This is a genomic window from Acetomicrobium sp. S15 = DSM 107314, from assembly GCF_016125955.1.
Classification (GTDB): domain Bacteria; phylum Synergistota; class Synergistia; order Synergistales; family Thermosynergistaceae; genus Thermosynergistes; species Thermosynergistes pyruvativorans.
Map to the genome: position 1 here is coordinate 41,337 of NZ_JADEVE010000091.1, position 23,898 is coordinate 65,234.

A 23,898-nucleotide genomic window follows, 5' to 3' on the forward strand; every position below is an offset into this window, starting at 1 on the left:
TTTAGTTTATAGCACAATCACATCAGCTTTATTTTTAAAAAAGCGGACAGAGAGAGTTCTCTCCGTCCGCTTTATATAGAATGCTCCGAATGCTTAAACAGTCTTGAGTACGCTATCTAGGACTTCATCAGGTACGTCAAATGTATGGTTATGCGGAGGCAGGGGCTCATATTTCATGAACTCTGGCATTCTATCATGTGAATCGTTCAGACCGGCAGCCACATTGAAAGCACGTTCCTTTCTAAGTATTTCAAGTCCGATTTTTATTACATCCTCTGCGGTCCAATTTGTTCCTAAGATACCATTACACTCCTCCACAAAGCCCTCGAATCCACTAGGAATATCTAAGATGGCAAAGGCGATAAAGAGACAGTGGCCTGTAGAATCGAGGAATGCAGTAGCAGCTTGAAGGTTGCGACTAATGGCGGCCTTACCTTCAGGGGATAAAGGATCTACTTTACCGCCAACGCCTAATATCTCGTTGTTTATAGTGTAACCTGAAGTGTGATCAGCTCCCATAGTACTCGTGGCATAGGTTACTCCTATACCTTTAACTGCACGTGGCTCGTAAGCAGGCATGCCTTGCCCTTTGACCGCTGGAATCCGCACAACGCCAAGAACGCGTCCTGCGGATGCAGTGCCACTCCCGAGGATACGGCCCAAGGGGGTCCCCTTCCCAATCTCATGAATTAGCTCTATGGCCTTTTCTCCGTCACCAAATTTGAAGATACCCGCTTCTGCGGCCACACCAAGGGTGCCACCCGTCTCAATAGTGTCCAATCCATAGGCGTTGCATAGCCGTACCATCTCTGCAATTTGGTCCAGGTTGTCAATGCCCAGGTTAGCGCCCAGAGACCAATCCGACTCATACTCGACACAGGAGACGTGCTCTCTTCCATCTTGCTTGTACCATGTATTAGAGCACTGTATGATGCAACCTGGGCTACAGGCATGATTGTAAACTTCTTTTCCAACACGAGTCTTATTTCCTTCAAATATTGCCTCACCGGCAATCTTAGGTGCTCCCTCAAAGCGACCTGTTTTGAAATTGCGCGTTGGAAGCCCCCCAGCCTCATTCAATATATTGATGAGCACAGCTGTGCCATACGTGTTTAAACCACCCTTCGGCTTTGTGATATCATGAGTACGCAGAGCATTGGCAAGCTTTTCGCAACCTTGATCGAATAAAGCTTTATCAACAATTGGCACTTCTGGCGCCCCTTGAGCACTTGTGACTATAAATTTGAGGCGTTTGCTTCCCATTACAGAACCAAGTCCGCCTCGACCCGAGTAACGAGTAGGTTGGCCTTTGAGGTCGTTAAATACGATCCCAGAGTTGGCATATCCATACTCTCCCGCGACTCCGATACCCGCTATGGAGATGCCTTTCCCAAATCGTTCGTAAATCTTGGGGAATACAGCGTAGAGATCACTACCTATGTACTCATCAGCAGGGAGAAACTCAATTTTTGGCCTTTCCTCTTTGGCATCCCAACTAATATGGATCATCCAATATTTATCTTCTTTAGGTTGACTATAGACAACGATGGCTTTGATCTTCATTCTAGCGACGTCGACACTCCACGACGTCCCTGCGTTTGATTCCTTAATTCCACCCGTTAAAGGGGATTTGGCTCCGACGGAAACGCGCGCAGATGTGGGAGCATCAGTACCTGTAACAATGCCAGGTGCAAAAACTAAGACGTTGTTGGGGCCTAGGGGATGACACAGGGGATTTACTTCGTCACAAACGATGGTCGATGTTAGTCCTCTTCCTCCCAAATTTTTATAAGCATTGGGCACGTCCTCTAATTTATACGTTTTATCGCTCATGTTTATTTTCAGAATCCACATACTATTTACCTCCTTCTCTCCTTCTTTTTAGAACGTGGACTCATCTTTGCGCTCTCTTCAAGAGTCGATACCCTCTGTTACGAGCACCAGCATCCCAAAATCAAAAATTCGCAAAGGTCATGCCATCACCCCTTTCAAGGCAATGTAATCCCCTTTGCGAATTGGCAGGCATTGAGATTGCTCCCAATACCCTAACGCTCATCTCTCCCAGAGGGAGAATAATGAGTCGGAGACAATTTTTAGGAGTTACGCAGTTGCCTGTGACCCTCCTTCTCAGAAAAAGCATTAACACAGAAACATAAGCCTGTCAAGAGCCGCGAGCGGCTCTATGTCACATAGCGTGGAAATATTCCGGTGGTAAGGATACCAACAAGATTCTTCTTAATTAGCTATGCATGCTGAACCCTGAGAACACAGACACCCTCAAGGCGTAAGAGGAACTAAAGCTGCAGCAGTATAGAGCTTTGCCAACGGTATGCGCATCAAGCTAAAAACTAAGATGTGCTTTGTTAGTTAAATCTATGTTATGCATGATCGTAAGAGTTTTACTGCCTACCATGCGGCGATCGTGCCGTCGGTCCTCGGCTCCGTTCCGCCGCAAAGATTTCCGTTTTCCATCCTCCAGATTATCTGCCCCCTGCCGAAGGGCGCGTGTTTCGAAGATATAGCCACGTCGTGACCGCGCCTGGCGAGCGCAGCAGCTATGTGCTCCGGGAAGCCGTATTCCAAGAGCACCTCTTTACATTTTACCCACATCCAGCGCGGGGCATCGAGCGCCTCTTGGGGGTTTAGGCCGAAGTCGAGCATATTCATGAGGACTTGAACGTGAGCCTGAGGTTGCATAAAGGCTCCCATTATGCCGAAAGGCCCTATGGGTTTGCCGTCTTTAGAGATAAAACCAGGAATTATCGTATGATACGGGCGCTTGCCGGGCCTTAAGGCGTTTGGATGATCGGGAGAGAGTGAAAAGCAGGCACCTCTATTTTGGAGCGCCACGCCCGTTTTCGGCACGACGATGCCTGAGCCGAAGCCCATGTAGTTGCTCTGTATGTAGGAGACCATGTTCCCATTGCCGTCTGCCGTGGCTAAATATACGGTATCGCTTCCGCCGATAGGGCCAGGGTGCCAAACCTTTGCCTCTTGGCCTATGAGAGCCCTCCTTTTGGCGGTCCTTTCTTGAGATAATAGCTCTTCCGTTGGAACGCTCTCGCAGGAAGGGTCTGCTATGTATGCAAGCCCGTCTGCGAAAGCGGCCTTTATCGCCTCTATCTGCAAGTGATACGTAACTGGGTTTTCTTTTTCCGTGAAGGAAAATCCTTTCAAAATGTTTAAAGCTATGAGGGCCACTATACTCTGGCCATTTGGAGGAAGCTCCCATACGTCGTAGCCGCGGTAATCTATTTTAACGGGTTCGACCCATTCGGGGGCAAAAGATGCTAAGTCTTCCTCATCGATGAAGCCGCCCGTTTTTCTGGCAAAGTCCGCTATTTTTCGGGCGATCTCGCCCCTGTAAAAGACTTCACTTTCGCTTTCGCCAATAAGTTCAAGCGTTTCTGCGTGGTCCGGTAAATTCAGCGTTTCTCCCGCTTGGGGCGCGCGCCCGCGGGGTGCAAAGGTCTCAAACCATGCCTCTTTTATCTCACCGGAAAGCTCTTTTTCGAAGCGCGAGCAGCTTTCTTTCCAGGCCGACGATACGGTAGGGGAGACCGGATAGCCATTCCGCGCGTACTCTGCAGCCGGCCTTAGCACATCTTTTAGCGGAAGTTTGCCAAACTTTTTAATGAGCTCTGCCCAGGCTGCCGGCACCCCCGGGACGGTCACGGGAACCCAGCCGCTTTTTGGGATTTCGTCGTAACCTTCTTTCTTTAAGCGTTCGATCGAAAGGGCTTTGGGAGCACATCCGCTTGCGTTTAGGCCGTAAAGTTTCCCGTCCGTACAAATGATGCAAAAAGCGTCTCCGCCGATGCCGCAGGAGGTGGGTTCTGTAACCGTAAGGCATGCAGCCGTTGCCACGGCTGCATCTACAGCGTTTCCGCCTTTTTTGAGGATTTCAAGGCCCGCTTGGGCGGCAAGGACCTGCCCTGTAGATACCATGCCGAGGCGCGAAAAAACCACGTTCCTCCGCGACGGGTAACGGTAAGTTAAAGGATCAAACGTCACAGAAACCCACCTCGCTTTGCATTTTCGTATATCGCTTATAGACCGTAGGTTATAAATCTTCTTGCTTTATGGAGTAGGCAGGCGGCATTTCGGGCGTAAAGGCCATATAAGGCGGCACCGGATATACTGAAAAACCTCCCTTTGCCGTGAATTCGAGGTTGTTTACAAGCCTGTCGCGGAAAAGGGCCCAAGGCGCGGCATATACGAGTTCATAGTGCTGTGTGCCGCCAAATATCCTGTCGCCGGCGCAGGGAAAGCCGACGGTGGGTTTGCCTGTTCCCATAGCAAACCCTATGGCAGAGCACATGGCTCCCTCAGCCACGGTGTCAGCCGTGGTCTTTTCCCCGGTGTCATAAGCGTTTGCGTGAATCAAGCGCATCATCTGGGCTGGGTTTCCGTATAGCACGACTACGTCGGGTTCATCGGTAAACTTTTCTAATGGGGATATAAATATGCCGGCATATTTTTTGCCTGTATCCCCGAGCCTGTATACGTTGGCCATGAATTTTTTAGCCACTTCCTCGTTTTTGCAATAAGGCCCCACGGCAGCTTTCCCAGAAAGGATGGCTTCCGGGGTTTTGATTAAACCTAAACATGCCGCGCCGAAAGCGCATACCATCTTTTCTGGGACGCCACTGTTGCCCATCTTTTGATAACGTGCCATGCAGACCAATTGGCATATGTTGAGTTTGAAAGGTAGCGGCGCCCTGGGCAGGTCTTCTTCTTTGGCGTAAAATTTTACCCCTACTGGAAATGTATCTAACCGCAGCAGTTGGTCGAGCTTTTGGGAAGCTTCTTTCGGTTCCATAAAATCCCCTCCTTCTGTTAGTGAGGAAGCACGAGGTGGGCTTGCGCTCATCGTGACACAGAACCCGCCTCGAAACCTATGCTATTATTTTAAGCTAATTTCAGCTCTTTGAGTTTTTCTTCCGTAGGCATACCATTTTTGTTCCATCTCCGAAGCTCGTGATATTTTGGGAGCATCTCGCCCAGCCTACAATGCTTTCCCTCATAGGCCCTGCCGGGATGGGTTCTTTTAACGGCCCTGGAGAGAGCGCGATGTCTTCTGTCGAAAACCGGCCTTGAAGTTGAAGAGCCACTCTAAATTCCATACTCTCTCGCCGCACTCCACGATCTTTTCAGGAGTGAAGTCGATCCCTGTAGTTGCAGAGAGTCGCGATGCCACTTCGGGTGCTCCGGGGCCGAAGATGACGAAGGGGCAAAGCCCCGATGAATCGATGGCGACTGCCAGATCCTGGAACGTCTTGGTCCATCGGGGGTTTCTTCTCGATGGAGGCCGGGTCGAGCTTTTTTGAGGCCCAAAACATTGTGAAAGGTGGCCATTGCGTAAACTTGGGGCCTTCGTCGCACGTGAAGTCAAAGCCTTTCCCCTCGCTTTCCACAAATACCGCTTTTCCTGACATACGCAGTTTTATTTTATCATAAGCGAAGATACTTGAAAGCAATTGCGGGTTTTGAGATAATTCAAACAAGATGGTTTTTTACTCGGTGCGCGCTTCGAGAGCGCCTTGTTCGGAATAGCTTTAGCGAGAAGGGGACCCATCTTTTGATAGAAGAAACAGAGGATTTGACTTTGTGTCTCGGGAGGAATCCCTGATGGAGCATGAGGCGAGATTGAGGGATCTCGAACGGATCAACAGGGCCCTTAGAATGCACAAGGATTGCATCCAGGGGGTTATGCACGCAGAGTCCGAGGAAGAGCTCTTAGACTCCGTGAAGCGCGTTATGGTCGAAGTGGGCGGATATCGTCAGATTCTTTTTCTATCATCTGAATCCTGCCTCCAGTTTCGATTTGAGGCGCATTGTCCTTGTAGGGCCCTTCGTGAAGTCCTCGAAACCGGCAAAAGCGTCGAAGTAAAAGGGGCAGAGGAGGAGTGTGGTCGCTGCAGCCTGTATTTCGATCCCAAAGACAGATGCCGCCTCCTGGCTGTGCCGATAAAAGTGAGGGGAAAATGTGAGTATATCCTTGCCGCCTGTGGCGATGCGGGGAGGGAAGAATTTGTCAGTGAAGAGATCGCCCTCATGGAGGAGTTGGCCGACGATCTCTCCTTCGGCATCGAGGTGCTGCGCCTCAGGGAGGAACGCAAGAAAGCCCTGGAGAACTTACGCTACGCCAGCTTCCACGACCACCTCACGGACCTTTACAATCGCGCCTTCTTCATGGAGGAGCTGCACCGCCTCGATGTGGAAAGGCAGCTCCCTTTAAGCATTATATTTGCCGACCTGAACGGACTCAAGCTCATAAACGACACGTTTGGGCATATCGAAGGCGATAGGCTCCTTACAAGCTTCGCTCAAGCTTTGAAGGGGTGCGTGCGGCAGGAAGACATCGCAGCCCGTTTGGGAGGGGATGAGTTTGCCGTCCTCCTGCCCAAGACCAGCAACGAGACTGCCCTGGATATCGTGCGCCGCGTCGAGGATGCGCTTAAAAACTTATCTTCTGGCCCCATAGTGGTGAGTGCAAGTTTCGGCGTCGCCACGAAAGAGGACCCCTCTCAGAACATAGAAGCCGTCTTTTCGGAGGCGGAAAAAGAGATGTACCGTGTCAAGATCGGAAGCTCTTCTTCCCTCAAAAAAAGCGTCTTAGCCTTTTTCTATAACTGGCGTCGCTTAACCCCTGGATATAGCTTGGATGGTGCGAGGCTTCTCCTTGCGCTTTCTCAAAAAGTGGGGGAAGCGATGCGGCTGGAGAGGAAAGACTTAGAAAGGCTTTATCTCCTCGCTTTATTTCATGACATAGGTCTTGTCGCGATGCCAGAGATAATAGAAAAAGCAGACAAAGGAAGGCTAACTGACGAAGAGTTTAATAGATATACCGAGCACGTAGAGATAGGTTATCGCATAGCCTTAAACCTGCCCGACCTTGCCTCTATAGCCAAAGACATATTGCTTCACCACGAACGATGGGATGGCAAAGGCTTTCCGCAAGGTCTAAAAGGCGAAGAGATCCCTCTTTTAGCCAGAATCTTAGCGCCGGTGCACGAATATTGCGATGATATCTTTATCAAAGGCCTTTCTAAGAAAGAGGCTATATCTGCCGTAGTGATAGAAAGCGGAAATAGCTTTGACCCAAATGTAGTTGATGTCTTTTTAAATGTGCTGTCTAAAGATATTTCGAAAGACGTTCCAATTGAAGCTAAAAGCGACGATGACTTCAAAGAGTATTGGAAAGGGTTTAAAGAAGGCACTTGATGCAGCGACCCTTTGGGCAGGGTTAACGAATGACTGCGTCTGTAAGCCCCAAATGCCAGAGAGGAGATTATGTATGTTCTCCCCGCGACGCTAAGTATATGCCGGCCAAGATCAACGCCCCGCCTGCGAATTTCGCCATCATTATGCCCTCTTTTAATATGAAATAGGCCAGTATGCTGCTTCCCACCGGTTCTCCCAAAAGCCCAACGGCCACGAAGTTGGCCGAAAAGTATCGCAGCGCCCAGTTATAGGTACTGTGCCCCAAAAGCTGCGGTACTATTGCGAGGGCGAAAAATGCCGCCCATGTCTCCATTGAGTATCCCGTCACCGGGAGCCTGAGGGCGAGCAGCAAAGCCCAAAGTATAATGGCGGCTGTGCTGTAACAGAGCGTCGTATAAGACAAGAGTGTCATGTGCGGCCGCACGCTGCGCCCCATCCATATGTAGAGGGCGCAAAACCACCCTCCCGCCAAAGCCAGGAAATCTCCCCAAAGCGCCCCTTTCCCCAGGGCGAGGTCCCCGGCCCCGATAACCACACCCCCCAAGACGCTTAGGAGTATGCCCGCCTTGGTGAAGCTCGAAGGGCGATCCCTTCCCAAGATGAGCGAAAGCAGCCCCACCCACAGGGGATTGGTGTTTACCAGCACAACGCTGCTTGCGACGGTCGTATAGTCGAGGGAGGATATCCACGTGGCGAAGTGCAGCGCCAAAAAAACTCCGGCGGATAAAACCGCTCGCCATTCTGCTGCGCCGAGGCGCGCTATCTCGCCTCTTGCTTTTGCGAGCGCGAAAGGCGCAAGCAAAAGCGAGGCTATCCCCATACGATAAGCCGCCGTCACGATCGCGGGGGCCTCCGCCAAGCGGACGAAGATCGCTCCCGTGGATACAGCCGCTATGCCCAACGCCAACGCCACATATTTGGCCCCCTTCAATGCGCCTATCCGCCCCCTTAACAAAAGCCTCTAATTGCGATGCAAGATCATTTTAACGGAACGAGGCGCGTTCTTCCATGGTAAAATGGTTGCGACATGTCGCACATCGCCTTACATATGGAGGGGACGAGATGACTGATTGGAGCGTTTGGTATAGCGAGAAAGTGGATAGGGTTCAGCCTTCGGTCATAAGTGAGATGATGTATCTGGTTAAAGAAAGGAAGGCCTTGTCCTTTACAGCTGGCGAGCCTTCTGTAGACCTATTCCCGCTGGATGGATTAAAAGAGGCGTTTGCGCGGGCGTTCGAGGATCCTTCAACGCTGAGCTATCATCCCGACAACGCGGGCCTAAAAGCGCTCAGGGAGTGGATCGTTCAGTGGATGGTTGAAGACAAGCTCCTCCCGCCGTGGGTTTCGGCCGGAAACACCATCCTCACCAACGGCTCTCAGGAAGGGGTTAATTTGATAGCCGAGGCGCTCGTAAACCCCGGCGATACAGTTATGGTAGAGAGCCCCTCGTATCCGGAGGCCATGGGGACCTTCAGGAAGGAGGGCGCGCGGTTCGTCTCCGTTCCTGTGGACAAAGACGGGCCGGATTTAAACGCCATGGAGGAATTATTGCAGCGAGAGCGCGTGAAGTGCTTTTACACCATTGTAAATTTCCAGAATCCCACAGGATGCACAACTTCTGACGACCGCAAAGCCCGAGTGCTGGAGCTGGCGAGGTCGTACGGCTTTTTCGTCATCGAAGACGACCCGTATCGCAACCTCCGCCTCGAGGGAGAGCCCACAGATAGCTACATTCGCATGGCCGGCTCCGACGACAGGGTCATATACTTAGGCAGCTTTTCGAAGATCTTGGCACCTGGACTGCGTTGCGGCTGGGTGGTAGCGCCATCGGGCTTGGCTTCGAAACTAGTCGAGTTGCGCGTATCCATCGAGATTTCCCTCTCTGCCCTCGTCCAAAAAGCCGTTTACGAATTCTTAAGTCGTACGGACATGAAAAGTCACCTCGGCTCCCTTCGCTCGGTTTATAAAAAGAGGCGGGATGCCTTGGTCTCCGCCTTGCGTGAGCACGCTGTTCCCTTGGGAGTGCGCTTCGACGTCCCCAAAGGGGGCTTTTTCCTCTGGGGCGAAATAGCGGACGTGAAGGACATCTACGAGCTCGCTAAGTTCGCCATATTGGAGGAAGGGGTCGGTTTCATCCCGGGAAAGCCCTTCTTCCCGGACGGCGCTGGGCCTGAAGGGTGTGTGCGCCTCTCCTACGCGAAGGTCTCCCCTGAAGAGGCGAAAGAAGGAGCCATCAGGCTTTCTCGAGCCATCCAGAAATTTAGGGAGATAGAGACGGCATTGAGCCAGAGCGGTTTGGCGCAGTTTCGCAAATAACGGAGAAATGAAGATAGGCTCGTTTGAGTTCAACCTCAGGGAATTTGCAGGCTCGTTGGGAGATTTGGGGACGCTATTTCCCCTGGCGGTGGGGTACATTGCCGTCTGCGGCATGGACCCCACAGGTATGCTCGTCATGATGGGGGCTGCCAACATCGCCACAGGCCTCATCTACAAGCTTCCCATGCCCATAGAGCCCATGAAGGTGCTCGCCGTCATGGCCATAGCGCAGCGGTGGAGTCCGTCTCTCGTATATGCCTCGGGGTTTGCCATGGGCATAGTGTGGCTTCTGATGTATTTGACCGGCGCTATAAAGCTCGTGGCCAGATACACCCCGCGCGAGGTCATAAGGGGAATTCAGGTATCCTTGGGGTTAATGCTTGCCATAGAGGCCCTCGGGATGGTGGCCACAGAGCTCTTTTTGGCCATCCTTTCCGTCGTCATCATTGTTTTCTTAAGAGACAACCGCCGCGCTCCGGCATCCATCGTGCTCGTGGCGCTGGGGGTGATTTTGGTCTTTTTGAGGGAAGGCAGCGCCGCCCTCCCCTCCATTTCCATATCCCTTCCTTCGGTCGAGCGCTTCACCTTGAGCGAGGTCTGGGAGTCCCTGGTGCGGGCGGGGTTTGCGCAGGTGCCGCTTACGGCTACGAACGCCGTAATCGCCACGAGCGCGCTCATCAGCCATTACTGGCCTCAAAAAGAGGTGCCAGAGTCCAAACTTGCCTTGAACATGGGCATAATGAACCTGATAATGCCTTTTTTCGGGGGCATGCCGCTCTGCCACGGCGCAGGCGGGCTCGCCGGGCAATACTTTTTCGGCGCCAGGACCGGCGGTACAAACATACTTGAAGGCATGTGGGAAATCTCCTTGGGGCTTTTCTTCGGCGCCTCTATAGCCACGATATTTGGGGCCTTCCCACAGGCGATAACCGGTGCCATGCTGCTTTTGGTCGGGCTTGAATTGATACGCTTCGCCAAGGATTTGCCTATGGAGGCGCGCTCGCTTTCGGCGGCAGTGACCGTGCTCGTATCCGTCTTTTCCAACATGGCCTTCGGTTATGCCGCAGGTATGGCCTTCCACCACATCTGCTTTTCCCGCAAAGGCGGTTCAGGCGCTTGAGGGCTTAAGGTCGTAAATTTGGGCAGGTAACAATTAGTTCGCCAAGTCGATTTTTAAGGCAAGAGGAGGGTGTGTTTATCCCCCCTCTTGCCTATTTAAATTATTTGCGGCTTGGCAGAGCAGCCATTACTGTTTTGGGCACCACGGTGCGCAGAGTCATTTTCTCATTTACGATTTGCGAAACGCGCAAATCGCAAGTCGCGCTTAAAAGCCTGTAGGCATCGGCGGTAGATAGATTTTGCGAAGCGGCTATGAGGTCCACGGTGATCTTTATAGCCCTCCGCGCACAGGCGTTAAAGGTTTCAGCACTTGCTATAATCATAAAAGAGTCAGGTGTTTCTACTATCGGAAGTTCTATGGAGAGCCCAGGAGCTTTAGAGACGGACAGTAAAACTTGCCCGGCGATTTCGATACCTGTGCCGCTGAGCTCTCCGTCTCCCATACAGGCGTGGATATCTCCTAACGCCAAATTGGCGCCATCTACGAAGACCGGTAGATACACAGAATTGCCGGGCCTAACTTCTTTAGTGTCCATGTTGCCGCCGTGGTCGCCGGGAACGGCGCAGTGAATTTTGCCTTTTGCAGGTGCAACGCCCAAGACTCCCAACATAGGCCTCAAGGGCAACTTGATATCGTCAGAGAATATCGCCTCGCCGTTGCGGACGGGTATGATCTTCGTGTTTGCCTCTTTTATTAGATCTCCCAAGGGGCCTAAGCCTGGGGCCGTAACCATTACCCCTTGGGCGCCAAGCGATATTTCGTATATGCGCACCTTTATAACATCGCCTGCCTTCACGCCGTTAACGGCTATGGGCCCTGTTGAAGCGTCTATGAGCGAGGTGTCGATCTCAGGCCGCAAGTCTCGCTCAGAGCGAATCTGCCCGCCATAGCAATCCAAGCAGTCAACCCAAAACGGTTCGTCGAGTTCTACCGAGGCTACGGGTCGGTTGTCCGGCGAAAAGGCGTATATGAGATGGTTAGAGTCTATGTGCTTAACGTTAACCACTCCCTTTCCGAATGATCAAATTTTACCTTTACCAACCGTGGGGCAGTATCTTCAAGATGTCTAAGACAGCATAGGTGGCAGCCCCGCAGAAGAAAAAGATCAGCGCACCTTGCATGAAGGGATGAGAAATCCAGCCGCACGTCCACTCTGGCTCCCGGTCCCCGACCTTTCTAGCCTTGTTAAGCATCATTACAGGAAGGACAGACATTATTGCCCCGGCAAAAGCTCCGGCGAAGTAAATTGCGTCTACAAAAGACACCCAGCCTGAATAGGCTAATGCAAATGGAGGAACAGCCACCAAGGCTAAAGCGATGAGGCGATATTTAGTCTCTCGTTCTGATGGAAAGCCGAGCCTGTCTACGACGTTAGTTAACATCGTCTCTCCGACGGCCCAGAAGGAAGTTATCATTGCACAAAGGGCGAAGGCGTTGGCCGTAAAAAAGGCCCATTGGCCCAAAGCCTCTCCCCAGGCAATCGTAACAACTTGGGTTACCTTCTCCGGTCCTGTCAGCCCTATGGCCGCCATTGGCACTATAATCAGCAATACCGCTGTTGTGGCCATGCCTGTAACAATGGCCTTGGGCAGCCACAAGATGTTACTTCCTTCGGCAGCAAAACCGCGCGTCAATTCTGGCACCAGATATTGCGAGATATAGCAGAAAATAGCCAAGCTGAAAACGGGTATGCCAAAATACCAATTGTAGTATTTCAGGTGTTCTATATTTATTCCAGGTCCGAGAATGGTTGCTCCTACGAGTATTAAAATCAATACTATCATGCCCGTGGAGATGATTTTTTCAGAAACGCCAGTGGCTCGAAGCCCAAACCAGATTACGATAAGCGACGGAACGAAGAAGATTAGACTGCCAATAGCTGGCGGTACTCCCAGAAATTCGCTAAGAATTCGGCCGCTTCCATTTGTGTAGGCGATTAAGCACCCTAAAGAGTTAATCACCACAGAGGCAAACATCAACCATGAGCCTAATTGACCCACATATTTTTCGGCCAAACCACTTAACTGGAGCGTTTTTCTAGTCCGAAGGGTTGTTTCGGCCACATAAAGCATAGAGATGGTTGTTAAAACCCCGGCAAATATGAGAAAGAAGACCAATATAGGCCATCCGGCTTGGCGGGCTCCATAGGCGAGCCCCAATATACCCGCCCCAATATTGGCACCCACTATCATTGCGGCTCCTTCTGTAAGTGTTAGGGGTTCAATCTTTAACGCTCCCTCTTCAAAGCCGCGCCCCCTCTTTGATTCTTTGCCACTCAAAGTTAACCCCTCCTTCTCATGTGTCTATGACTAAAGTAAAAATTCTTTTGCCAAAAATAGTGCGGTCAAGATGGACATTGTGAGGCTGACCTGTCTTCCTCTGCCCGTCAAAAGCTTGATGAGGGTGTAAGAGATTATGCCCCAGGCGATGCCTTCCGCGATGGAGTAAGTGAAGGGCATCGTAAAAATGGCGATTGCTGCGGGAACCATCTCTGTGATGTCGTCAAAGTTTAACCCTTTTAGTGCTTGCATCATGAAGACGCCTACCATAATGAGGGCTGGCGAGGTCGCAGCTGCAGGCACAATGCGCGCTATGGGGGAGAAGAAAAGGGCACCCAAGAAAAGGAGCGCCACTACACAGGATGCGAGCCCCGTGCGCCCGCCTTCTTCAACGCCAGAAGCACTCTCCACATAGGTCGTCACCGTGCTCGTCCCAAGGCAGGCCCCTACGGCGGTTGCCACAGCATCGGCCGTGAGCGCTTTATTTGCGCGTGGCAGGTTTCCGTCTTTGTCTAAAAAGCCGGCACGGGCAGAAACCCCGATGAGCGTTCCTAAGGTGTCAAAGAGATCGACGAAGAGAAAGGTTATCACTACCCCTATCATAGCCACATTCATTAAGCCCTTGAGGTCGAATTTGAATAAGATCGGAGACAAACTCGGCGGGGTCGATATTATGCCTTGAGGCGGAGATGCGACACCGAGCGGTATTGCGGCTAAAGTAACCGCCAAGATCCCCCAAAGAAGTGCCCCTTTAACCTTATATGCGTGAAGCACGGCCATGAGGAGGAGCCCGCAGAGCGAGAGGATGGGAGCCGGCTTTGTGAGATCTCCCAAGCTCACCAAGGTAGCTGGGTTGTCAACTACGATCCCAGCCCCGACGAGGCCGATGAGCGCTATAAAAAGGCCTATTCCGGCGCTTACGGCAAGTTTCAAGTTGTAGGGCACGGCGTTAACAATGGCCTCGCGAACGCGCGAAGCCGTAAGCAGGATAAAAAGTATCCCATCTAAAAACACAGCCGCCAGTGCCGTTTGCCAGCTTATCTTCATACCTATTACTACCGTAAAGGCAAAGAAAGCATTTAAGCCCATGCCTGGTGCAAGAGCGAAGGGGTAGTTTGCATATAATCCCATGATCAATGTCCCTATTGCGGAAGCCAAGCACGTGGCTGTCATGACGGCGCCGAAATCCATGCCCGTTTCGCTTAAGATCGCGGGATTTACGAAAATGATATAAGCCATCGTCATGAATGTGGTGATGCCCGCTATGATTTCCGTGCGCAAGCTGCTTTTACGTTCGCTGATTTCAAAACGCCTGTCGAGCCATTCCCCCAAGGGTAAACACCTCCAAGTTTTTTGTTTGCGATGCCGACCTAAATTATGAGCATAGAGGTTTTATAGCGCAACCCTCGGTTTTTAAGAACGCGCGATATCAGGTCCTTGACTTGGCGGTATTGATGGCAGTTCTTCTATTTCCAGAAGTGGGTATATATAATTGCAATGGTATCTTCTGTAAAATGGCGGTGTTTATTCAAGACAACAAAAATAACCTCTCAAGCCGCTGTTAAGAAGCTCAACTTGCACTTCAGTGTTTGTTGAGCTTTAGCTTGAGAGGCTCTTAGACATTCTATGTTATTCTTTTAATAAATTTAAATGGGTCTTAGCGCTTTCGACCAAGATTTTTAACTATAGTATTATTAAATTGATACCTTATAAAGGTAACTGATAACTTTGTCTGATAATTCTAATTTACTTTTCTTTGTCACTTTCTATCCCTAAAACTAGCCACTCATATTCTTCAACAAGTGTCTTTTTAAGTGTTGGAGCCATAAGAAGATAAATAATCATTGCTATTATTAAGAATGTTATAAAAATTGCGTATTCGTACGGCCATATTAACGCTCCCGGCGAAAATGGTAGAATGAGGCTTAAAAAGAAGAATATTGACGCACCAACTGCTATTATGCCAGTTAATATACCTCCTGGTGCCTTATAGGGACGATTCATCTTGGGTTCTTGCTTGCGCAAGATAATGTAGCTACATGCTATATACAGATAGAAGAGCACGACAAAAGCAGAAGTTGCATCGAGGAACCACATTACGGCTGCTCTGCCTAAAAAAACGGCTATTATGGAAGCTATGACTGAGATTGTTATTGGCAAAGTCGGTGTCCCATACTTTGGATGAAGTTTGGCAAAGCCTTTGGGGAAAAGCTTTCCTCTTGCCAATCCAAACAAAACCCTCGAGGAAGAGTAAAAAGAAGCTGAATATGTCGTTACTATTCCTATGATACCTAAGAACAAAACTATGTAAAAACCAGCCTGGCCCCATGTTCTGGCTACTGCAGAAGCAGCAGGTAGGCTTAAATTTGGCAGTTCGCTTTTGGGTATTTGAAAAGCTATCATACATCCGATCAACATATACCATATTGTGCCGACGATAATTGACCCTTGAATTAAACGGGCTAATTTTTTAGGTTCAGCTTTATATTCTTCGGCTGCTTGTGGAATCATGTCGAATCCTATATAAAAAAACCCGGCTAAGGCCAAAATCGATACTATTCCTTTTATAGGACTAAGGTTACCCCACATATTTTCTACAAAAAATGCAGGATTGCCTTTGTAGAGGCTTATACCTACAGTGCAAAATCCTAATACTATGAAGATGACGATCATTACAGTTTGCACAATGCCGTAAAGCTTTGCTCCTACATAATTTATTCCATACCATAGAAACGATACAAGAACGCCCAATATCACTTGTGGTAAGTAAACTTTAAAGCCTGCCACTGTGTATAGCGGCATCACTTCGAAGACGTGTGGCCATAAAGTCGCAAAAATTACAGGTATAGAGACCGCCTCGAACATCAACAGCGCGATATAGCTAATAGCCATAAAGCATCCGCACCAATATGCGTGTTTTACCCCTAAAGCCCTTAGGGTAAAGGCAAATCCTCCTGCCGTTACTGGCATACTCGAGGACAATTCTCCACAAGTTAAGCCTATGGTTAACATCAGCGTGCCGCCTATTGCAAAGCCTAAGATAAGCCCCAGCACGCCAGCTTTTTGAATCATGCCTCCGAAAGCTACTATCCAGCCCCATCCTATTAAAGCGCCAAGGCCAGTTGCCAATACATCCATGGACGAAAGTGCCTTTTTCAATACGGCTCTTTCTTCCCTCATGCAAGTTGCCCCCCTTGTCGTCATTGATTTATTGTCCCCTGAGAGGTTTGCTTTGCGTTAGGCATTTAGCACAAAGCTTAACGCAACACGTCTCTCAGGGGGCAATAGAGTGGATTTGTTTATGCTTGCGCTATGGCTTTTTCTAAGATATCTAATCCAGCCTGAAGCTGCGATTCAGTTATTACCAAAGGCGTTAGCAAACGGATAACATTATCTCTGATGCCGGTTTTTAGGACCACCAAGCCATGTTCCCAGCAGAATCTTTGAATCTTAGACACTTCCTCTTTGGCGGGTTCTTTGGTCTTTTTGTCCTTTACGAACTCTATAGCCACCATTGCCCCTCTGCCGCGGATGTCGCCGACTATGGGATATTTTTCTTTCCATGGGTTCATGCGCTCCATACATACCTTGCCAATTTGGTTGGCCTTATCGGCGAAATTATCCCTCTGCATGATTTCTATGACTTTTAAGCCTGCAACCGCAGCCAGTGGGCTTCCTCCAAACGTTCCACCTATGCCACCGCCATGAACAGAATCAGCTATATCGGCGCGTGCAGTTATGGCAGCAAGGGGTATCCCGGCAGCTATTGACTTGGCAGTCGTTACGATGTCGGGGTATACATCCCAGTAGTTGGTAGCGAACATTTTGCCTGTCCTGCAAAAGCCCGTCTGGATCTCATCGGCAATGAGCAATATTCCGTACTTGTCGCATATATTCCTGAGCTCTTTGCAAAATTCATCAGGAGGAATTACAAAACCTGCCTCTCCTTGGATGGGCTCAATGAGTATAGCAGCTACCTCTTCTGCAGCTACCTCTTCAAGGAAGAAATCCTCAAAGCACTTGGCGCAAAAGAGGTCACAGCTTTGTCTTTCTTGGCCATAAGGGCAACGATAGCAGTAGGGGAAGGGGATGCGATGAATACCAGGGGCAAAGGGACCGAAGCCGAACTTATACGGTTTGACTTTGCTGGTCAGTGTCATGGTAAGCAGAGTACGTCCGTGGAAAGCGCCCGTAAAGGTTATTATCTCCGTCCTCTTGGTAAATTTGCGAGCGATCTTGACGGCGTTTTCGACCGCTTCCGCGCCGGAGTTGACGAAGAGCGTTTTCTTTTTAAAATTCCCTGGAATGACGGCGTTTAGCTTTTCTGCAAGGCGTATATACGGTTCATAAGGCACGCAGTTTATTTGAGAGTGGAAGAACTTGTCAGCCTGCTCTTTGACAGCTTGGACGACTTCTGGGTGGCTATAACCCACATTCAGTATGGATATCCCGCCGGCAAAATCGATGAACACATTCCCGTCGACATCCTCAAATAGCGCTCCTTCGCCGCGCTTGATGAAGACAGGAGCAGCAGAAGTGATCGCCTTAGGCACGTTTTCTTCCATTACCTTGAGAAGCTCCCTCGACTTGGGTCCTGGAAGTTCGGTAACCACCTTGGGGCCGCTCAGTGCCATCACACACACCTCCTGTTATTTATAGAGATCTTAAAGATTGCAATTTAAAATAAACTAAACCTTATCAAACTAAAGCTCAGGCTTTAGAGTTAGCTACTGCACAAGCAGAGTTAACTTTCAATTGGCTATATTTAGCTTATACATAAGAAGGCACTTGTCAAGGCCACGAGGGAAGCTCTTGGGTTTTAAAGTTAAAAAATAGCTTTTATTTAAGATTTTTGAGAGAGTTTTTGTCCGAAATCGATGGCATTTTTGAAGCTCAGGTTTATGGTCAGGACCGGCAAGAAATAGAGCGCAACTTTTAAGAGATCGAACTTCATGCCGAAGACCCTCCGTAAAATAGAGCCTCTTGAGTAAAACTCCTTCCACGCCCACGTAGCCCCTTCGTCCAGCTCTTCCGGCGACATCTGGGCGGGCTTGAAGACCACGTGCCCCATGTCGTATTTCGACCAGTCAGTGTCTATGATGCGATTTTCCGAATAGAGCTTTTCATAAAACCTGGTTCCTGGCAAAGGGGTAAGGATGCTGAATTGGGCGAGGTCTATCTTCGCGTCGTATACGAAATCCACAGTCCTCTTAAAGACGTCTCTGTCGTCGCTGTCGAAGCCGAATATGAAGGCGCCTAGCACCACGATGCCGTGGTCGTGGAGCCGCCTCACGTTAGCCTTGAACTCCTCGATCTTGTTGTGCGACTTGCCGATCTCTCCCATGCTCTCCTTCGAGACCGTTTCAAAGCCCATAAACAGGCCTACGCAACCGCTCTTTTCTGCGAGCTCCAACAGCTCCTGGTCTTCGGCTATGTTTACGGAGGCTTGTCCGGCCCACTTGATTTTCAGCGGAGCCAGAGCCTTGAATAGCTCCTTGCTATACCCCCTGTTGCCGGCGACGTTGTCGTCCATGAAGCCTATAAGCCGCTTGCCCATATGTTCAATCGAGCGGACGACGTCTTCTACGGGCCGGTGGCGGTATCTTTTTCCGAAGACATTAGAGACGGAGCAAAAAGCGCAGTCAAAAGGACAACCTCTGCTTGTCTGTATGGTGCTTGTTATATAGTATGCTCCTTTTTTGTATAGGTCGCGTCTCGGTTCGGGCAGGTTGGCAAGGTCGGGCGGGTTTTCGTTGAAGTAAAACTTTTCCAAGCTTCCTTTTTTAAAGTCATCGATCAACCTTTGCCATGAACCTTCTGCTTCTCCAATAACGACAGCGTCGCAGTGCTGGATCGCTTCTTCGGGAAGAGCTGATGGATGCGGTCCTCCCAAAACAACTTTGGCTCCGCGAGATTTAAATTTGCGGGCAATCTCATAGGCCCGAGGGGCGACGGCAGTCATCACGCTTATGCCGACCAAGTCAGCTGTGTCGTCGTAATTGAGAGGCTCCACGTGCTCGTCCAAAATGGAGACCTCTATGTCCGGCTTGGTCAAGGCCGCTATGGTGCTCAAGCCAAGCGGCGGCAATTTGAAGGCGCGCCCCAATCTCTTGGCGTAGTAGACGTCTTTGCCCGGCGAGATCAATAAAATCCTCATTTAATTAATCGTCCTTCCTAAATATGTTTTTTGTAGGCCGCAGCGAGCGAGTCAGCCTAAAGGGCTGCCATTTCGTTGAAGGCCGCGATCTTCTCGTCGATGATCGGGGTCATCCTGTGGATGCTGCCCCAGTATTCGTCGGCGTCATACCATTGAGCGTTCAGTTCCTCAGGGTCTTTGCCCTGTTGTTCTACCCAGGTGTAATACTTCAGGTTGTGGATGGCCTTGCGATCGTAATACGTGAGCTCTTTGACCCAATCCACCGATAGGCTCAGTATGTGCCTGTTGTAATCGACGGCGGCATCTGTTTCGCTGTAAGGTCCCTGTTCTTCTTCCATCTCTTTCAAGCGCGATCCGTAGAGTTCCACCGAATCGGTAAACACCGTGAGGATTATGTCTCTTTCGGTGAGCTCGTAATATTTTGCCATCTTTACCGCGGCGATGAGGTTGGCGGCGCCAGAGATGCCCATAAGCGGCAGGTTTTCGATGACCTGTGGCGAAAGGCCGCGCTTTCTGAGGTAGGCCTTCCCCGCAGGAGCGTTGAAGAGCCTGATCGCGGCCATGCAGTCCGCGTCGTCTACAGCTATGACCATGTCGGTGTTTTTCACGTTGTGGATCCACGGGACGTGTTTGTCGCCGATCCCCTCGATCCGGTGGGCGCCGAAGCCGTTTAGAAGCAATGTGGGGCACTGGAGCGCCTCGCCGACGGCCAGCGAGCTTGCGGGGTAGAGTCTTTTTAGATAGTCTCCGCAGCCGAGCGTGCCCGCCGATCCCGATGTGAGCGCCAAGCCGCAAAAACGGCTCTTGCTGTCCATGAGCTGGCTTAGGACCTCTTCCATGGCGTGCCCGGTAACTTCGTAGTGCCACAGGTAATTTCCGAACTCCTCGAATTGGTTGAATACGACCACGTCGTCCCTGTTGCAGCGAAGCTCCCCGGCTTTGTCGAAGATCTCCTTCACGTTGCTCTCGCCGCCGGGTGTAGTGATGACCTCTCCAGCGACGCTTTTGAGCCATTCGAAGCGCTCGCGACTCATCCCCTCGGGCAGTATGGCTACGGAGTCGCACCCCAAAAGCTGCGCGGTGTAAGCTCCGCCACGGCAGTAGTTTCCCGTGGACGGCCAGACCGCCTTTTGCCTCGTCGGATCGAATTGACCCGTCACGAGGCGCGAAACCAGACATGCGTAGGCAGCTCCCACCTTGTGACAACCCGTGGGAAACCACTTTCCCACCAGCGCCACGATCTTCGCCTTCACGCCGGTTAAAAGGGGCGGCAGCTCCACGAAGTTTACACCGCCGTAGAGACCGCCTCGTTCTATGGGCTCATTTTTCCAGGTGATCCTGAAGAGGTTTGCCGGGTCTGTGTCCCAGAGCCGGACGCATTTCAGCCGCTCCTTTATCTCCTGCGGGACCTTGCTCGGATCCTTCATCTGCTCGAAGGTCGGCAGGACGACACCTCTTTCCTTCGCCCGCTCGACGGCGCGGCGAAGGCCTTCTTCGTTCACGGTCAAATCGAACCCAGCGATCGCCGAAGGCCGTGTCATATGCCGAGGCCTTCGTAGATGGGGAATGCCCGACAGAGCTCTTTCACCTCTCCTTTTACCTTCAAAAGTGCCTTTTCGTCGTCGATAGCATTTGCCACCCTATCCATCCAATCGGCTATGACCTTCATCTCGCGCTCTCCAAAGCCTCTCGTGGTGACCGCCGGCGTTCCGACGCGGATGCCGCTCGTGACGAAGGGGCTTTGGGTATCGAAGGGGATGGTCTCCTTGTTTACTGTAATGCCAGCCTTGTCCAGGGCGGCTTCGAAGTCTTTGCCCGTTATGCCGCGCTCCGTAAGATCGACGACTATCAGGTGGTTGTCCGTGCCGCCGGATACGAGTCGAAAGCTCTTTTGTAATAACGCCTCTGCGAGGGCTTTCGCATTCTTGACGATTTTTTTCTGGTAATCCTTGAACTCAGGCTTTAAGGCCTCCTGGAAAGCTACGGCCTTGGCCGCTATGATGTGCATCAACGGGCCGCCCTGCATGCCCGGAAAGACGGTTTTGTCTACAGCCTTGGCGTGCTCCTGTCGGCACATTATCATGCCGCCTCTGGGACCGCGCAAAGTCTTATGCGTCGTCGTGGTGACGAAATCGCAAAAGGGGATGGGGTCCTTGTGAAGGCCGGTCGCTATCAGCCCAGCTATGTGGGCTATGTCGAACATGAGGTAGGCGCCGACCTCGTCAGCTATCTTGCGGAAGCGTTCGGCGTCTATCTCCCTCGGATACGCGCTTGCGCCGCAGACGATCATCTTGGGCTTGTGTTCGGCGGCCAACCTCGCCACCTGGTCGAAGTCGATGGTTTCCGTATCCCTCGTCACGCCGTAGTGGGCCACGTTGTAGAGCTGGCCTGAGAAATTGACGGGGCTTCCGTGGGTCAGGTGCCCTCCGTGGGCGAGGTCCATGGCCAATATCGTATCTCCCGGCTTGAGCACCGAGAAATATACTGCCATGTTCGCCTGGGAGCCGGAGTGGGGTTGGACGTTCGCGTGATCGCAGCCGAAGAGTTCCTTTGCCCTGTCGCGGGCGAGATCTTCGGCCCGATCCACAGCCTCACATCCGCCGTAATACCGCCTGCCGGGGTAGCCTTCGGCATATTTGTTCGTCAGCACCGACCCCATGGCAGCCAGCACAGCAGGCGAGACCACGTTTTCGGAGGCGATCAACTCAATCCCTTCGCGCTCTCGCTTCAACTCGGCGTTTAACACGTCGGCGATAGCCGGGTCTACCTGTCTTAAGAGTTCATATGCTCTCGGGAACACTCTCTCCACCGTCCTTACCCTCGTGATTATGGGGACAAATAAAGCGCTAAAAAACCCACTGCACCGCTACAACCTCTGAACGAAGAGTAGCGAAGCGGCGTACGATGGTTGCTTTTAAGATATAATACCTCAACTGCGCCACCTGCGTCCAATGAGTTGTCGTTTCGCGGTGCCTTTATAGCGCCGATTTGTACGGGCGAGGCAAAGAGAAACGAAAAACGGGGGCAGCGCCTTGCCCCCGCAGTTTCGGGCTCAACTCCCATCGACGGGCTTCGAAAAGAACCGCAACCGTCCCGTTGGCGCGTGGCGCGTTATTCGAGAAGGGCGCTCAAGATTTGACCGCGAGGCTGTGGATGAAGTCCGTGAGGCTGCGCCCCGGCGGCACCATCGGCATGACGAGCTCTTCCCTCGGCACGAGGATGTCCACCAAGGCCGGCCCCTCGCAGGAGAGCGCTGCATCGATGGCGCCTTCTACTTCCGATGCGATCTCCGCCCTCCATCCTTTGACCCCATAACCCTGGGCGAGCTTCGCGAAATCGCAAGGGGAGTCGGTGAGCGTTTCCGCATATCGGCGATCCCAGAAGAGCTCTTGCCACTGCCTTACCATTCCTAAAGAGCTGTTGTTGAAGACGAACACCTTGACCGGCAGGTTGTATCTGGCGCACGTCTCGAGCTCTTGGGCGTTCATCAATATGCTACCATCGCCGGCTATGCATATGACGCGCTCGCCCGGACGCGCCATACTTGCGCCCACCGCAGCAGGCAGTCCGAACCCCATAGTCCCCAGGCCGCCAGAGGTTATGAAAGTGCGTGGGGCCTCTACCTGCCAATAGAGGGCTGCCCACATTTGGTGCTGTCCCACCTCCGTGGTAACTACTGTTTTGGCGCTCACGCGGCTGCGCAGCGCCTTGAGGGTGAAGGCCGGCAGCAGATCTTCGTCTAACGGGTAAGCCTCTCTCCAGGACTCGATCTCCTCAAACCAATGCCTGCGGCTCGGGTGCGGCCTTAAATCCTCGGTCAAAAGCCTTAGGACTTTTTGCGCGTCTCCCACGAGCGGGAAGTGGGCGCGGACGTTTTTGTCTATCTCGGCGGGATCTAGATCTAAGTGTATGACCTTAGCGAGCGGGGCGAACGTTGCGGCGAAGCCGGTGGTGCGGTCCGAAAACTTGGTCCCTACGGCCACGAGCAGGTCGGCTCGCGATGCGGCCAAGTTTGCCTCCGGCCTGCCGTGCATCCCCATCATACCCAAAAAGAGGCGGTGGCTCTCGGGGAATACCCCCTTGCCCATGAGCGTGCACGATACGGGAATCTCTCCGGCCTCGGCGAAGGCGATCAGCTCATCGGTTGCACCGGAGGCGATGACGCCGCCCCCGGCCAGTATGAGCGGGCGCTCCGCGCGCGATAGGGCATCTCTTGCGCCTTGAAGGGTGCTCAGTTCTTCGGCGTATGGGCGATAGCCTGGCAAATCTATTTTTGGAGGGTAGAGGAAGTCGGCCTCTTCTTGCTGGACGTCGGAGGGGAGCGTTATGAGCACCGGCCCTGGCCTTCCTGTCGTGGCTATGTAAAATGACGCCCTCAATACGGACGGAAGCTCGCTGGCGGAGCGCACCAAGAAGTTATGTTTCGTTACGGGCATGGAAGAGCCGTATATGTCGGCTTCCTGGAAAGCGTCGCTTCCTATTAGGTGCCTTGCCACTTGGCCCGCTATCACGACGAGCGGGATCGAATCCATATATGCCGTGGCCAAGCCCGTGAGGGCGTTCATAGCTCCTGGTCCAGAGGTGACGATGCATACGCCGGGCTTGCCGGTAACCCTGGCGTAACCGTCGGCGGCGTGGCAGGCCGCCTGCTCGTGACGGGCCAAGATGTGAGTGATGGAAGAATCATAGAGGGCGTCGTATAGAGGAATCACGGCGCCTCCCGGGATGCCGAATGCCACCTCCGCTCCCTCGAGCTCCAAAGCCCTAACCACCATCTGCGCACCCTTCATCTTCAAGCT

17 protein-coding genes, 1 pseudogene and 1 riboswitch are annotated in these 23,898 nt (G+C 51.8%); of the genes and pseudogenes, 3 read left to right on the top strand and 15 right to left on the bottom strand.

The window, feature by feature from the left end; translation table 11 throughout:
• Window positions 1-93: 93 nt before the first annotated feature.
• From EZM41_RS02610 to EZM41_RS02630, 5 genes and pseudogenes are all read right to left on the bottom strand, one after another.
• Window positions 94-1,854, bottom strand: coding sequence for an aldehyde ferredoxin oxidoreductase family protein (locus EZM41_RS02610; protein ID WP_198469150.1), 1,761 nt, complete (start codon window positions 1,852-1,854; stop codon window positions 94-96).
• Between the two features lie 133 nt (window positions 1,855-1,987).
• A riboswitch (molybdenum cofactor riboswitch) is annotated at window positions 1,988-2,098 on the bottom strand.
• A 308-nt stretch (window positions 2,099-2,406) separates the two neighbouring features.
• Window positions 2,407-4,014, bottom strand: a complete 1,608-nt coding sequence (locus EZM41_RS02615) for a gamma-glutamyltransferase (protein WP_198469153.1) — start codon at window positions 4,012-4,014, stop codon at window positions 2,407-2,409.
• A 49-nt stretch (window positions 4,015-4,063) separates the two neighbouring features.
• A complete protein-coding gene (locus tag EZM41_RS02620; protein ID WP_198469156.1) occupies window positions 4,064-4,822 on the bottom strand; it encodes a DUF169 domain-containing protein in 759 nt (252 codons plus the stop codon).
• An 89-nt stretch (window positions 4,823-4,911) separates the two neighbouring features.
• Window positions 4,912-5,013: pseudogene (locus tag EZM41_RS14550) on the bottom strand (aldehyde ferredoxin oxidoreductase C-terminal domain-containing protein); the annotation flags it as partial.
• A 37-nt stretch (window positions 5,014-5,050) separates the two neighbouring features.
• A complete protein-coding gene (locus tag EZM41_RS02630; RefSeq protein ID WP_342449208.1) occupies window positions 5,051-5,419 on the bottom strand; it encodes an aldehyde ferredoxin oxidoreductase C-terminal domain-containing protein in 369 nt (122 codons plus the stop codon).
• 212 nt (window positions 5,420-5,631) lie between these two features.
• Here EZM41_RS02630 and EZM41_RS02635 point away from each other — a divergent pair, with 212 nt between their 5' ends.
• Window positions 5,632-7,227 carry a diguanylate cyclase domain-containing protein gene (locus tag EZM41_RS02635; protein WP_198469173.1) on the top strand — a complete coding sequence of 532 codons (1,596 nt, stop codon included), beginning with the start codon at window positions 5,632-5,634 and terminating at the stop codon, window positions 7,225-7,227.
• A gap of 67 nt (window positions 7,228-7,294) precedes the next feature.
• Here the strand turns inward: EZM41_RS02635 and EZM41_RS02640 are convergent, their stop codons facing one another.
• Complete coding sequence (locus EZM41_RS02640; protein ID WP_342449209.1) at window positions 7,295-8,140, bottom strand: DMT family transporter; 846 nt, start codon at window positions 8,138-8,140, stop codon at window positions 7,295-7,297.
• A 149-nt stretch (window positions 8,141-8,289) separates the two neighbouring features.
• Here EZM41_RS02640 and EZM41_RS02645 point away from each other — a divergent pair, with 149 nt between their 5' ends.
• Together EZM41_RS02645 and EZM41_RS02650 are read left to right on the top strand one after the other, a co-directional pair.
• On the top strand, window positions 8,290-9,543 hold the full coding sequence (locus EZM41_RS02645) for an aminotransferase-like domain-containing protein (RefSeq protein ID WP_198469180.1): 1,254 nt from the start codon (window positions 8,290-8,292) through the stop codon (window positions 9,541-9,543).
• Between the two features lie 7 nt (window positions 9,544-9,550).
• On the top strand, window positions 9,551-10,663 hold the full coding sequence (locus tag EZM41_RS02650) for a putative sulfate/molybdate transporter (RefSeq protein ID WP_198469182.1): 1,113 nt from the start codon (window positions 9,551-9,553) through the stop codon (window positions 10,661-10,663).
• Window positions 10,664-10,763: 100 nt separating this feature from the next.
• On the opposite strand, the gene EZM41_RS02655 is transcribed toward EZM41_RS02650, so the two are convergent.
• The 9 genes from EZM41_RS02655 to ilvB form a co-directional block, all read right to left on the bottom strand.
• Entirely contained in the window at window positions 10,764-11,669 is a 906-nt protein-coding gene (locus tag EZM41_RS02655; protein WP_198469184.1) for an acetamidase/formamidase family protein, read from the bottom strand.
• Between the two features lie 28 nt (window positions 11,670-11,697).
• A complete protein-coding gene (locus tag EZM41_RS02660; protein ID WP_232618988.1) occupies window positions 11,698-12,942 on the bottom strand; it encodes an aromatic amino acid transport family protein in 1,245 nt (414 codons plus the stop codon).
• A 30-nt stretch (window positions 12,943-12,972) separates the two neighbouring features.
• Window positions 12,973-14,274 (bottom strand): NCS2 family permease, encoded by a 1,302-nt coding sequence (locus EZM41_RS02665; protein ID WP_198469187.1) that lies wholly within the window; start codon window positions 14,272-14,274, stop codon window positions 12,973-12,975.
• A 414-nt stretch (window positions 14,275-14,688) separates the two neighbouring features.
• Complete coding sequence (locus EZM41_RS02670; RefSeq protein WP_198469190.1) at window positions 14,689-16,122, bottom strand: APC family permease; 1,434 nt, start codon at window positions 16,120-16,122, stop codon at window positions 14,689-14,691.
• Window positions 16,123-16,241: 119 nt separating this feature from the next.
• Window positions 16,242-17,576, bottom strand: a complete 1,335-nt coding sequence (gene gabT, locus EZM41_RS02675; protein ID WP_198469191.1) for a 4-aminobutyrate--2-oxoglutarate transaminase — start codon at window positions 17,574-17,576, stop codon at window positions 16,242-16,244.
• Window positions 17,577-17,785: 209 nt separating this feature from the next.
• The gene (locus EZM41_RS02680; RefSeq protein WP_198469194.1) at window positions 17,786-19,099 is read right to left on the bottom strand and encodes a B12-binding domain-containing radical SAM protein; all 1,314 of its coding nucleotides are present in this window, start codon (window positions 19,097-19,099) and stop codon (window positions 17,786-17,788) included.
• A 56-nt stretch (window positions 19,100-19,155) separates the two neighbouring features.
• Window positions 19,156-20,640 carry a pyridoxal-phosphate dependent enzyme gene (locus EZM41_RS02685; RefSeq protein WP_198469197.1) on the bottom strand — a complete coding sequence of 495 codons (1,485 nt, stop codon included), beginning with the start codon at window positions 20,638-20,640 and terminating at the stop codon, window positions 19,156-19,158.
• Entirely contained in the window at window positions 20,637-21,899 is a 1,263-nt protein-coding gene (locus EZM41_RS02690; RefSeq protein ID WP_198469263.1) for a serine hydroxymethyltransferase, read from the bottom strand. Before EZM41_RS02690 ends, EZM41_RS02685 begins: the two co-directional genes overlap by 4 nt.
• A gap of 328 nt (window positions 21,900-22,227) precedes the next feature.
• Complete coding sequence (gene ilvB, locus EZM41_RS02695; protein WP_232618997.1) at window positions 22,228-23,889, bottom strand: biosynthetic-type acetolactate synthase large subunit; 1,662 nt, start codon at window positions 23,887-23,889, stop codon at window positions 22,228-22,230.
• Window positions 23,890-23,898: the final 9 nt, after the last annotated feature.

Coding starts and splice junctions, on each gene's coding strand:
- EZM41_RS02610 (WP_198469150.1), bottom strand. CDS start 1,854: ATGTGGATTCTGAAAATAAACATGAGCGATAAAACGTATAAATTAGAG.
- EZM41_RS02620 (WP_198469156.1), bottom strand. CDS start 4,822: ATGGAACCGAAAGAAGCTTCCCAAAAGCTCGACCAACTGCTGCGGTTA.
- EZM41_RS02635 (WP_198469173.1), top strand. CDS start 5,632: ATGGAGCATGAGGCGAGATTGAGGGATCTCGAACGGATCAACAGGGCC.
- EZM41_RS02645 (WP_198469180.1), top strand. CDS start 8,290: ATGACTGATTGGAGCGTTTGGTATAGCGAGAAAGTGGATAGGGTTCAG.
- EZM41_RS02650 (WP_198469182.1), top strand. CDS start 9,551: ATGAAGATAGGCTCGTTTGAGTTCAACCTCAGGGAATTTGCAGGCTCG.
- EZM41_RS02670 (WP_198469190.1), bottom strand. CDS start 16,122: ATGAGGGAAGAAAGAGCCGTATTGAAAAAGGCACTTTCGTCCATGGAT.
- gabT (WP_198469191.1), bottom strand. CDS start 17,576: ATGGCACTGAGCGGCCCCAAGGTGGTTACCGAACTTCCAGGACCCAAG.
- EZM41_RS02680 (WP_198469194.1), bottom strand. CDS start 19,099: ATGAGGATTTTATTGATCTCGCCGGGCAAAGACGTCTACTACGCCAAG.
- EZM41_RS02685 (WP_198469197.1), bottom strand. CDS start 20,640: ATGACACGGCCTTCGGCGATCGCTGGGTTCGATTTGACCGTGAACGAA.
- ilvB (WP_232618997.1), bottom strand. CDS start 23,889: ATGAAGGGTGCGCAGATGGTGGTTAGGGCTTTGGAGCTCGAGGGAGCG.